Origin of the sequence: Thermogutta sp. (genome assembly GCF_014359955.1) — a bacterium.
Taxonomy (GTDB): domain Bacteria; phylum Planctomycetota; class Planctomycetia; order Pirellulales; family Thermoguttaceae; genus Thermogutta.
In genome coordinates, this window is sequence record NZ_JACIYL010000038.1 from 1 (window position 1) to 12,595 (window position 12,595).

The window sequence follows — 12,595 nt, forward strand, 5'->3', positions numbered from 1 at the left end:
TTCCGCCACAAGTGCCTGGTACATATCCCGGTCAGCGTTCAGCATGAGCGCGATGCTCTCATAGCGTCCCGCAACTTCCGGAAGCTCCTTGGTCATGAGACTCCCCACCTGTTCGTCGACGAGCGGATTGATTTTCTGCTCGACCAGGGTAGGAATCCGGTGTTCCGCCACGTCATGGAGTGCCCTGTCCAGCGTAGCCAGGGCGTACCATCCCACCGCGGAAACAGTTCCCATCAACAAAACAATGAACCCGATAAGCAAGTAGGCTTTGGTGCGCAATCGCATGGTCTTCTCGACTCCGTGAAAAATCAACCTCGTTTCTTGCAACCTTAACCACTTTCGTTACGACGCTTCCCACAAAGCGCCGAGTTGCCGCGTAATCAAACTTAAGAATTCACAGTGCAAGGCATAATTGGTGTTATCAAGCCATTTTCGAAAAAAGGGCGGCCGCAAGGATCGCGAGAAGGTCTTGTCGGCCAGTGCCGAGTTTTTTGTCTGCCCTTTGAAGAGTTCACAAATTCCCCTGGGGAACCAACCTCTGGCAATCCGATGCCTAGAAACTATAGGTCACAAATCTGCACCAGTGAGAAAGCGTCTCAAAATTGCGGAGGCTTCATCCCTCGAAGAATTAACTTGTTTGCAGGTGGAGTCCCTGGACACGATCAATGCGAAACTTTCTCAGCTCACGCGAGCAGAATTGCACTCATCGCGTTTCTTCCCCCTTTACACACGGGACAGCGAACGCGATGTAAGGCTTTGACAAGCTGGTTCTGTCCCCACATCCCGGCGACCGGAGCCCAGCCCTTCTTAACGCTGATCCGCCGGAATGACGTCAATCTCGGCAATTGAGGTGAAAGGCTGGCCGCGAATTTCGCTTAGGGCCACGATCTTGAAGAATCGGGCCCGGATCGGACGCGGGAAGCGAATGACCCTCTCGATAGGTCGGCCGTCCCAGGTGCTTCGAACAATGGCATCCCCCCAGGCCTGACCGTCGTCACTCACAAAGACGGCAAATTCAGCGATCCGCCCGTTAGGATTGTCATCCTGCCGGGGTCGGACCTTCACCCCAGCCATGAGGACAGGCTCACCCAAATCAACAATGATCTCATGCGGGAGGGGTGTGGCCACAGGATCCCAGGCGGTATGCCACATCGTCTGCGGATCGCCGTCGATCGCCAGGGACGGTTCGTAGCCTGGCTGATAACTGTCGGCCGTCGCCTTTGCGCCAAGGCGTTCAAGGAATCGCGGCTCGCGCCACAGGGTTCGCCACTGTTCCTCGGAGACGGTCACCGCCGGCTGGAAATTCTCGGAAAGCATGTAGCGAATGAGGCTGCTTCTGAGCTGGCGGGCAACCGGTCGCGTGGATAGTTCATGCAGGACGTCCATCGAACATACCAGAAGCCGACCGCTTTCGACCCTCGCTTCCCACAAAAGGCCGAGCTTCCGCGCTTCGCACCAGTCGTCGATGGCCTGGACGATCGGGCGAAGGTCCCGGGGAAGGCCGTCGAGAACCATTGGCGTGCAGGCGTCGAGAAGTTCCTGCCACTGCCAGTCGGCATGGAAATCGGTGGGAAAATCTTTCAGCGCGGGATGCCTAGGATCACAGAGTATTCCCACCATATGCACTTTTTGAGTGGGAAAGGTGACCCGATTCCAGAAAATCGGCTGAAACGTCCCCAGTGTATTGCCCCCAATCCACTTCTTTTCCGGAACGAAAAGCACGGTTCGGCCCTGCTGGGCAAGTGCCCACGCTGTCTGCGGATCTGTAGCCAATGCGATTTGCTCAGGGATCTCCACCGAAACCTCGGCCGGATAAACCCAAATTTTCCAGTCGTTGGTCACATCAGAATTCTCGAGGGATACTTTTAACGTGAGAACCGCCGGTGCACGTACACCGCGAAGATCCACAGCTTGCATGGGCCCCTCCGTGAGCCGCCCGGTGGGGTAATCCTGCGGGGCTGTTTGTCCGCCCGCAATCACCCGCCCTTCCGTGTTTTCTTCACGCAATTCCCATTTGAGCACCGCGTGTTTGAGGTCTTCCGGACCATAATGGGCCAGATCGAGCCGAAATTCGAGGGTCTCCTGATTGGTCCAGACGAATTTTTTCAGCCGAGCCAGCGGAACGGTGCTGTTGCAGAAACGGCGGTATTCCTGGGGAGAACAATACCCCTTGCTTTCCCAGAAAGCATCCAGCACACCAACAGGAGCGGTCCCCTGCCCTGGAAAATCGTGCAGGTCCAGCAGTTGAAAACCGGCCATGCCCGGCGTGCGCAGGGCGGCTTCGATCTCCTGCTTGTAGAGGATCACCTGAAATCGGCCGGAAGCCCGGATGAAATCCGCCGCCTGGTCGTAGAGCCCCTTCTTTTGCAGGATGTCGCGGAATACTTCCACATTGGATCCGCGGAAAAACCCTGTGTACTTCTCGGGTTCAGAAACCACATTGGGGTAAGCACACCACTGGCCAATCTCGTGGCTGACGACGGGAATTCCCGCTTTGGCGATAAATTCACGGTAGTCGAGCCAGGTTTGGCCTGGTTTATTCAGTTGCAGAGGTCCCCAGGCCTGAAGGCGCGGGGCCGGTGTGACGTGATATTGATTGGCGGGTATCTGAGGCCAACCCGAGCCGGCCGAGTAACAGTGCCGCGGATCGGCAGCCTTTTGGGTCTCCACCCATTTGGCAAGAAAAGCATCCCGTTTGGCGGCAACTCCGCCCGGCTCGTTGCTCGCCACCATCAGCAGGAAGGACGGATGATTTCCATAGGCCCGGCGGATGCGTGCCGCCTCACTGTACACAAACGCATCCTGCGGTTCTCCATTCCCGAACGAGGTCCAGCAGGAGCATTCCACCTGGTAGTAAAACCCCATTTCGTCAGCCGCGATAAAAGCGGCCTCCGGCGGGCACCAGGAATGAAATCGCAGGTGGTTGAGGCCGTAGCTTCGCGCCACAGAAAGAATTCGCTTCCAGGACGCGACGTCCGTGGGGGGATGGCCTTCCCGGGGAAAAATGCAGCATTCCAGCGTCCCACGGAGAAAGATCGGTCGTCCGTTGAGGACAAACTGAGTTCCGCGGACTTCCAATTGCCGCAGGCCAAACGTGACTGTCTGCGCGTCGTGATAGCTCCCTTCTCCACGGTCCTGCGTTTGCAGTTCCACTGTGAGATCGTACAAGGCAGGATGAAATTCATCCCATAACCTGGCTCGCCCATCCAGCGAATAACGGACACGCTGCCGCAAGCCGTCTGCGTCCCATCGAACAGGAATTTCCAGCGTGCGGAATTGTTCCCCCGGGACGGAAGCCTCATGCTCGGCATGTGCCCTGGCCGACAGGGAAAGCTGCCCGTGACCGCTGACGCCTGTCCGGTTTCCGAGAGTGATTTCCACCTCCACCGCATGCCGGGCCACATCGGGGTAAACCTGGACGTCCTCGATCCACACCGGAGGACAACGGCGGAGTTCGATGCGCCCCACAACCCCGTTCCAGTTGCCCTGCGTCTCATCCGAAAGGCTGTGAGCACTTTTGCCCACCGGAATCAGGTAACGATTATCCACGCAAATGGTCAGGCGATGTTTCCCGGGTGTGAGGTATTCCGATAGATCGTAACTATGGGGTGTAGCCAGGGAATTCTGCGAGCCCACCTCGCGGTCGTCAATCCAAACAGTACTCTGCCAGTGGACGCGCTCGAGGAAAAGGACAATGTGATCGCCCTGCCAGTCATCCGGGATCGTCACCTCCCGCTGGTACCAGGCCGGGCCCACGTAATGACGCGGCGGGGTCAGGAAGAACGGAGAACGAAAATTCTCCCGGGTCCAATAAGGGGCGAACAAAGGGTCGTTGGCCCTCTTCAGTCCGATCCCCGCCAGCCACTGGCTGTCTGGTCCCGGCGGATCGCCGTATCCCTGTGCCTGAAGCATTCCCGGCAATTGAATGCGGTCCGGCAATGCGCTGTCGTACCACCGTTCCGCCCGACCACGATCCTCCGGATCAAGCCGGAAAGACCACACCCCGGATAGATCCACGACCCGATCTGCTGCGGGAAGCTCAGTGCAGCAGACCACGCTCGCTACCAATGCCAGCAATGAACCGAGCTGACGGTATGTGACTGATCGCGACATAAGAACAGTCCCTCCGCAAGATTGTGCTTCGTCCCGGTGGAAAACGTCCATCGCTGTCATCCAATCCAGGGTCTCCGAGACCATAACCGTGAAAACCTCGATCAATGTACCCCAACGGGCGACTTTCCGCGACCCACTCCGTCTGAAGACGGTCAAACGTCCAACACGTTTCCAGGGCCCGGTCGCCCGATCCGGAAGAGATCCGGCGCGGATTGCGCGTCAACTCAAGGAGGCTGGTTTCACTTGGGTCAATAGGACGCGGTGGAACGCGCCCGTCCGATCGTCAGCGCGGAAACCGTCCCGCCAGCGGACGCCGCGAAACGCGACTTGCCAATGAGAGGACTGGAGGATCGGGTTCCACCCCGACCGAGCGATTCTGTCACTGAGAAGATCGCCCGCCAACCGACCGGTGAAGTGAAAAGGAGCCGCCGGAAATTTTATTTGCCCCCGGAAATTCGTAAAGCATCATGGTATAAATAAGGTTTTCGACAGTCTTTGCCTGACCATGAATGGCCTTGCCTGGGCGTCGGGCCCGGCGTGACGCGATGCGAATCATCACAATGCATTTGGTAGAGCGCGCATGTGCTGAAGGGAGGATGTATGGAACTCAAACGATCTCTCCTGGCGGAAAGTGAACTGCCTGCAGAATGGTATAATCTCCTGGCCGATCTGCCCGAACCGCTTCCGCCACCGATTCATCCGCTGACCAAGGAACCCCTGGATCCTGCCGTTTTGGAGCGTATTTTCGCGAAGGAGTTGATCCGGCAGGAAGTCAGCCAGGAGCGCTGGATTGGCATTCCCGACGAAGTGCGCCGGGTGTATGCGCTGTGGCGTCCCACGCCGCTCGTTCGCGCTCGCAATCTGGAAAAGGTACTTAAAACCCCTGCCCGGATCTATTTCAAAGACGAAAGTCACAGCCCGCCGGGAAGTCACAAGCCCAACACGGCGGTCGCCCAGGCGTACTACAACAAAATGCAGGGAATCCGCCGCCTGTCGACGGAAACCGGTGCCGGTCAGTGGGGATCCTCTCTGGCGTTTGCCTGCTCCTTCTTTGGGCTCGAGTGCAAGGTTTACATGGTCAAGGTGAGCTATCAGCAGAAACCTTACCGACGTGTCATGATGCAGTTGTGGGGAGCCACGGTGACGCCGAGTCCCTCGGAGGAAACGGAGTGCGGCCGCAAGATCCTCGCCAGCGACCCCGACTGTCCCGGAAGCCTCGGGATTGCCATCAGTGAAGCCGTCGAAGTTGCCCTCAAGAACGACGACACCAACTACACGCTGGGGAGCGTTCTCAATCATGTGATGCTCCATCAGACCGTCATCGGTCTTGAGGCCGAAAAACAGATGAAAGAGTTCGGCGACTGGCCGGACGTTGTCATCGGCTGCGTCGGCGGCGGAAGCAATTTTGCCGGGCTGGCCTTTCCGTTCCTCCGTCACAAACTGGCAGGCAAAGAAATGCGGTTTGTAGCGGCAGAGCCGAAAGCCTGTCCATCACTCACCCGCGGCATGTACCGCTACGATTTCGGCGATACCTCGATGCTCACACCGCTGCTCAAGATGCACACGCTGGGACACAGCTTCGTGCCGGCGGGTATCCATGCGGGCGGGTTGCGATACCACGGGATGGCGCCGATGGTGAGCTTCGCCGTCAAGCTGGGCCTGGTGGAGGCCGTGGCACTCCACCAGCGGGAATGCTTCGAGGCCGCCAGGCTCTTTGCCACCACAGAGGGCATCATTCCGGCACCGGAAACGTCGCATGCCATTCGTGCCGCCATTATCGAGGCCCTGAAATGCAAGGAAACCGGCGAAGAGAAGTGCATTCTCTTCAATCTGAGCGGCCACGGAATTTGCGACCTGGGCGCATATGAGCGCTATCTCGCCGGAGAGCTGGAAGACTACGAACTGCCACAGGAACAAATCGACCAGGCCCTCGCCGAGCTGCCCGCCGTCGAGTAGGAGCGTATCCTGTAACCCGCGGCTGACCGCCCCTGTCGGCCTGCCGGCCCACTTTACTGAGATATCCAAAAAGGGAGGCCTGTCATGACACACGCAAGGCGTGGTGGTGGACGATTGTTTGCCCGAACTGTTGCCCTCGCGTTGGCCCTGGCCATCTTTTCCGGGGCGAACCTGCGGGCTGAGAAGATCGGCCCGTGGGATACCGATACCCTTTTTCAGCCGCCCACGGTCCAATGGGGCGAGGAAAAAGACGGGGTCCGCGAACTCTTCTACCAGGGGGAGCCTTTTCAAGGACGACCGACCCGCGTGTATGCCGTCTATGCTCAGCCGCCGGGAACCGGTCCTTTTCCTGCGATGGTGTGTGTCCACGGAGGCGGTGGCACCGCGTTTCCGGAATGGGTGCGTCTGTGGGCGGAGCGAGGATATGCGGCGATCTCCATGGACTTGGCCGGTTGTGGACCGCAGCGGCAGCGTTTACCGGACGGTGGCCCCGACCAATCTGACGAGTCCAAATTTCGCCCGTTTGACGAGAGTTCGGTAACCGATATGTGGACGTACCACGCGGTGGCGGCGGTCATTCGGGCGCATTCGCTGCTGCGGAGCCTGCCGCAAATCGACGCCGACCGCATCGGTGTCACTGGAATCAGTTGGGGCGGTTATCTCACGTGCATCGTTGCCGGAGTGGATAGCCGTTTTCGACTGGCGATCCCCGTCTATGGATGCGGATTTCTCCACGAGAACAGTGTGTGGCTTCCCCGATTTGAAAAGATGCCTCCGGAGCAGCGGGAACGATGGGTCCGGTTTTTCGATCCGTCCCAATACCTTGGTCGCGTGCGATGTCCTATTTTCTTCCTCAACGGGACTAACGATTTCGCCTACCCGCTTGACAGCTATCGCAAATCCTACGACCTCATACCGGGAGAGAAATACATTCGCATCGAAGTCCGCATGAAGCACAGCCATCCCGACGGCTGGGCGCCGCAAGAAATCGGCCTTTTCGCCGATGCCCTGCTCAAAGGCGGACAACCGTTACCCCGGCTATCTCCCCTCCACCGCGAGAACCGGACGGTTTGGTGCGAGGTAACGTCGGCGGTCCCTGTGAAGGAGGCCCATCTTAATTACACGGCCGACGTCGGCCGGTGGCAGGGCCGCCAGTGGTCGTCCGTTCCCGCCAGACTGGAACACGACCGCGTGGTGGCAGAACTGCCTTCCGAGCAGTTATCCGCATATTACCTGGACGTGGTGGACGAAAGAGGGGCGATGATTTCCACGCCGCCCGAGATCGTGCAATAGCCGGAGAAAGGCGCCGGGGTGAGCACTACCCAGATCCTCAACGGGTGTCACCCATTTCAGTCCGTCAAGTCGAACGTGAACTCGGTGGTGGACTCGGTGACTTCCGCCGTCAGACCCGAGGTTTCCGGTGCCCCATATTTCGCGGGAAGCTCTTCACGATATTTGGCGGGGACCGGGGGTGCATCGGGGTCCGTGCTTCCGCCTTCCACGAGGACCGATTTCCGGATTGTGACCCGATAGCTGCCCGGGACAGCCCCGTCGTTCTTGTCGAATGTCGTCAGCCGTGCTACGCCTTGTGCATCCGTCATTCCCGTGGCGGCATGTCCACCGGACACGGGCAGGAATTGGACGTTTGCGTCCGCTACCGGTTGTCCTTTGTATGTCACCGTGACTTTCACGGGCACGGTCTTAGGACGGCCTGGCACGGCGCGCTTGCCGCTGCCACAGCCGCTAAGGGAAAGCAATAACACGAAGACAACCCCAATGACAGCCTTTCTTGCAAAGGAAAACTTCCAGACATGGGCAGTCAGCAGCATGGTTTTCTCCTGAAATTCGGTTTTGATGTCGGCTGAGAATGCCAGTTAATCTCGGTGCGCCGTTTCATCAACAACAATGAGAGAACACAAGCCGGCCTGGGGTTGCAGGCCGGGCAAGGAGGTGCGTCATGCCGCCACTCGGGCTAGCAACAGGATGGCTTTTCGCTGGCCTTTCCGCCGTTGGCTCGAGATCCCACGACAGGACGCCGGTCGTTTATCAGAATCGCCGCGACGGAGAAATCGCAGGATGCAATCCCCATCCGTCGAGATGGTATGGAGATTAACTCGGGTGATGTCGCGATCACAATTCCGAACTCGGCTCTGCACCGTTTTTCGTTCCCAGCGCGCCCCAAACACCGTAGGGGCTCATGCCACTGCCCGTCGGCGACGGAAAGTCGGTTCCCAGGTTGCCTGTGTCAACCGTTTCGGTGACGAATCGCACGGACCCATCAGCGAAGGCCACGTTGACACCTCCAGGATGACGGCTGCTGGGAGTGTAGATACCCCGTTCCCAGTGGCTGGCTGCGTTAGCGCAAGAAGCCGAATTGGGCGGGAGAATCGTGGTAAAGCCAGCAAACCATGCGGCACCGTCCGCCCACCGGAATCCGGGAGCCGTATCGGTGGTGAAGCTGCCGGTCACGTACTTCTTTTGTGCCGGATCATAAGCGGCCCGACAGGTCAGCGGGTTCGTGCCGAGCGCCAAACCCACAACGTTACCAAGGGAATTCTGGGTTTTCGGGCGAACACGCTCGGAGAGCAAGGCCGTGTTGCTGGTCCCATCGGTAATCTCGGCCATCGATGACCAACTGAAGACGTGGAACACACCACGGTTTTGCGAACTCGTGGGCGGCGCGTTGAAGCTATCGATCGGCGAATCACCGCCGTTCATGCAATAGCTCAATGTTCCCCGGGCGGTTCCTGTGGGTGGGACACTGGTCGGGTCGCTGGGACAATTGAGCGCCGGAATCACGGCGTTATACCAGGTTGTGCCGTTCCAGGGGGCCTGGTTGGGGATAGCATAAATCTGGTCGTAGAGGGATTGTTGCTCGATAAACGGGGTCACAGCGGCCCAACCACTCAGACGACCCCGATGCGTCGTACCGCTGCTGGAATTCTGATCTCCCGAGCCCGCCTGCCGAGCCGGAAACCGGTTGTACACATCATGATAATTCTGCATGGCCAGTGCGAGCTGCTTGAGATTGTTCACACACTGCGTGCGTCGCGCGGCCTCCCGAGCGGCCTGGACCGCCGGCAACAAAAGGGCAATCAATATTCCAATGATGGCGATCACCACAAGCAGCTCCACGAGTGTGAACGCTGAGCGCGCACACCCTTTCCCACGAGACAACCCAAGACCCATAAAAAGACCTCCATCCAAAGGCAGATCGAAACAGGAACGACGGATACGACGCAAACACGAAACCGAAACGTACTGCGCTGCGAAACCCCTTAGTAGCGAGCCTCCTCTCCCGGATGAAAGAACCCAATTAGGACGCGTCCAAAGAGTCGGGGGCGGGAAACTAAAGGTGGGCTTTCCAGCAATCTTCCTTCAGTTTAGCTGTCCTTTTTTCACTGTCAAGCAATGGGCTGGTGTTAGTCCACCATAGAAGAAACCAGCTCCAGGTGCCCGTTTCGGCGCCTGTGTGGGACTGGTTTTCTGCGCGCGGTCCGACTATCTTATTGGCCGGTTGCGCCGGCTGAAAAATTGAACTTTTTGAAAAGAGGAGACGTCAATGGTTACCCAATTTTCGTTCCCGGTTGTCCCGAGATCTCGCCGATCGGCACTGAAAACCCTGCTGGCTGCGGGAGTCTGCAGTGCCATGCCCATGATGCGGCCGACTCGGCTTTGTGCCAGCCAGACTGCAGAAACGGCTCGTGCCCTCAAAAAACTCGGCTGGAACCTTGCCTGCCAGCTCTATACGTTCCGAAGATTTTCTTTTTATGAAGCCATAGAGAAAATCGCGGCCCTGTCAATCACGGCGGTGGAACCCTGTTTCTTTCTGCCCCTTGATGCGCACCAGCCAGGCCTTCGTACAAACGAGGACCTGCCTGCCGACAAACGCACGGAAATGAAACAAAAAATGGTACAGCTCGGTATAACAATGCCCAATTTTTATGCGAATATTGGAGGCGATAAAGAACAAGCGCGGAAGGTCTTCTCATTTGCTAAAGAGATGGGCTGTCAGACCATCGTGGCTGAACCACCTGCCGACTCGCTCCCCATGCTTGACGAACTTCTGGCTGAGTACGATCTCACGCTGGCTATCCATAATCACCCGCGGTCGCCAACGTCTCACTATTGGCATCCTAAGAACGTGCTGACGGCCGTGGAAAAACGAAGCCACCGAATTGGCGCGTGTGCAGACACCGGACACTGGGTTCGTTCGGGCCTGGATCCTGTCGCGTGCCTCAAGCTCCTGGAAGGGCGTCTCATCACCCTTCACCTGAAAGACGTCGCGGAATTTGGAGTGATCGATTCTCGGGACGTACCCCTGGGCACGGGAGCAGCCCACTATGATCGCGTCCTGGAGGAGCTGGCCCGGCAGAATTTCCGGGGCGTCATGACCATTGAATACGAGCACGACTCGCCGGAACTGGTCGAAGATGTGGCCAAATGTCGCGATTTCATCCTTAATTGGGCCGTTCAACACGCCTGAACGCCTGCCAGTGGCATCGCCGGCTCTTGCAAGTCTCGCATCCAGGGGAGGAAAATTATGCAGCCGCTGAAAACCGTGACGGCTTCCTGGACCCCATCAGTCCCCCAACCGCTCGTCGCGCGGTTGAGCGTCCTTTGCTTTCTCGTAGTCTTGACTCTGACCTGTCCGCCGATTGGGAAAACCGAAGAGGCCCAGCAGTTTTCCAAACTTTGGGGCAAAAACGGAGAACTCTGGTCGCCCTACAGTCGGCTCCCGGATTTCACGTGGGCAGGATACCGTTGGGGCACGGAGCCCTACAAAAGGCCCCAGCAGCGCGTGTCGGTCAAGGATTTCGGGGCCAAGGGTGACGGCCAAACCGATGACACGGCGGCCTTTCGACGCGCCCTCGAGGCCGGAAAGGGCAAGGTCATTTTCGTCCCTCCTGGAAAATACATCCTGCGGGATATTCTTTACATCCGCAGTTCAAACACCGTGCTGCAAGGCGCAGGGCCCGACCAAACGGTCATCGTTTTCACCCGGCCGGGTACAGAGATTGATCCCCGTCCCTCCAAAACCGATAGCAATCAGGCGACCACTGGTTGGTCCTGGGCAGGGGGACTGATCTCCATCGGCGGCTCGCCAACCAAACCTGTTGACGTTACACACGTTACGAAACCCCAAAGTCGAGGCGATACAAGCCTCACGCTGGAAAAGAATCCTTTCCGGCCGGGCGATGAAATTCTTCTGACACTCCGGGATGATCATGCCAAATCGCTCATTCATTACCTTTATCGCGGAGAGCCTGGCGATATATCGGGACTGAGGAACTGGTACGTGGAACAGGTTTTCCGCGTTGTCCGCTGCGAAGGACACACGGTGTTCCTGAATCGGCCGTTGCGTTTTGACGTCCGTGCGGAATGGAGACCAACTGTGGAGCGATTTGCTCCGCCTCTGACAGATGTGGGAGTGGAAGGGTTCACCTTTGATTTTCCTGTGCGTCAATACGCCGGACATTTCAGAGAGGTGGGCCTGAACCCCGTTGAAATCACGCACAATGCCGCCCATTGCTGGTTAAAAGATCTGGTGATCCGCAACGCCGACAACGGGCCGTTCGTCTCGGGCTATTTCTGCACAGTGGAGAAGATTCGATTGGAGGCTGATCCAGAACGGACATCCCGTTTGGGCAATTACACCGGCCATCATGGTATCACTTTCGGCCGAGCCTTGGACTGTCTCTGCCGGGATTTTGAGATCTCGACCCGATTCATTCACGACCTCACTGTGCAGAGTTCCATCGGATGCGTGTTTTGCTCCGGACGTGGAATTGACCTGTGTTTCGATCACCACCGCTGGGTGCCTTACGAAAATCTTTTCACTGATATTGATGCGGGTCTGGGAAGGCGATTGTTCGCTTCGAGTGGTGGGGACATGCGGGGCAACCACACGGCCGGGGGTGAGACCTTCTGGTGTATTCGCACCCAAAAGCCGGTCCGCTGGCCCACGAGTTTGGGAATCGATGCGATCAATCTTGTGGGACTGAATGTGGCGGACGCCGATCAGGCCGTCCCGGTTCTGCCCTCTCCCACCGACCTGACAGGTCGATGGTGCGAACCGATCCCACCGCAGAAACTCTTTCCGCCGAATTTATACGAGGCCATGCGTGCCCGAGGGCGGACTAACAACTGACAAACAGAATGCCAAAAGCATGACATGAAACGAGCACGCACCGCCCACGGGGTATGCGGGCCGCGTTGCTATACCAAGGTTTTTCTTTGAAAGAAAAAAATTCCCCGCAGCAATAACCTGCCCATATCGAGCATGTCGGTTTCCGAAGCCCCCCAAGTAGGTTATTGTTTCTTGGTCCGGCGAGAGTATATTGCAAGCGGTGGCTATGACACACGCCAGGGGCTAATAAGAATTTCGCTACTTCCATCGAGTAAATAGATGCCACCAATTGATTGTAGAATTTATTGCGTCCCCGGAGCGGCAGGTCCGTTTCTCAGCAGAAGATTCAAGCCAATGTTTCGCAACCATAGTTTTAGTGCGGGCATTTTAGTCGGT

General features: G+C 57.7%; 8 protein-coding genes. 4 read left to right on the top strand and 4 right to left on the bottom strand.

The genetic code is table 11. The features are described from left to right. The coding region (locus H5U08_RS02350) for a hypothetical protein (protein ID WP_297029713.1) at nt 1-285 on the bottom strand (285 nt) is incomplete at its 3' end. A gap of 522 nt (nt 286-807) precedes the next feature. Next, nucleotides 808-4,113, bottom strand: a complete 3,306-nt coding sequence (locus H5U08_RS02355; protein ID WP_297029714.1) for a discoidin domain-containing protein — start codon at nt 4,111-4,113, stop codon at nt 808-810. 600 nt (nt 4,114-4,713) lie between these two features. Here H5U08_RS02355 and H5U08_RS02360 point away from each other — a divergent pair. Continuing rightward, nucleotides 4,714-6,069, top strand: a complete 1,356-nt coding sequence (locus H5U08_RS02360) for a TrpB-like pyridoxal phosphate-dependent enzyme (protein ID WP_297029715.1) — start codon at nt 4,714-4,716, stop codon at nt 6,067-6,069. Between the two features lie 84 nt (nt 6,070-6,153). Then, nucleotides 6,154-7,362 carry an acetylxylan esterase gene (locus H5U08_RS02365; protein ID WP_297029716.1) on the top strand — a complete coding sequence of 403 codons (1,209 nt, stop codon included), beginning with the start codon at nt 6,154-6,156 and terminating at the stop codon, nt 7,360-7,362. 56 nt (nt 7,363-7,418) lie between these two features. On the opposite strand, the gene H5U08_RS02370 is transcribed toward H5U08_RS02365, so the two are convergent. Further along, complete coding sequence (locus H5U08_RS02370) at nt 7,419-7,898, bottom strand: carboxypeptidase-like regulatory domain-containing protein (protein ID WP_297029718.1); 480 nt, start codon at nt 7,896-7,898, stop codon at nt 7,419-7,421. Nucleotides 7,899-8,199: 301 nt separating this feature from the next. Continuing rightward, entirely contained in the window at nt 8,200-9,258 is a 1,059-nt protein-coding gene (locus tag H5U08_RS02375; RefSeq protein WP_297029720.1) for a DUF1559 domain-containing protein, read from the bottom strand. Between the two features lie 373 nt (nt 9,259-9,631). Here H5U08_RS02375 and H5U08_RS02380 point away from each other — a divergent pair, with 373 nt between their 5' ends. Continuing rightward, entirely contained in the window at nt 9,632-10,555 is a 924-nt protein-coding gene (locus H5U08_RS02380) for a sugar phosphate isomerase/epimerase family protein (RefSeq protein WP_297029721.1), read from the top strand. A 57-nt stretch (nt 10,556-10,612) separates the two neighbouring features. Next, entirely contained in the window at nt 10,613-12,220 is a 1,608-nt protein-coding gene (locus tag H5U08_RS02385; protein ID WP_297029723.1) for a glycosyl hydrolase family 28-related protein, read from the top strand. The last annotated feature ends 375 nt before the right edge of the window (nt 12,221-12,595 follow it).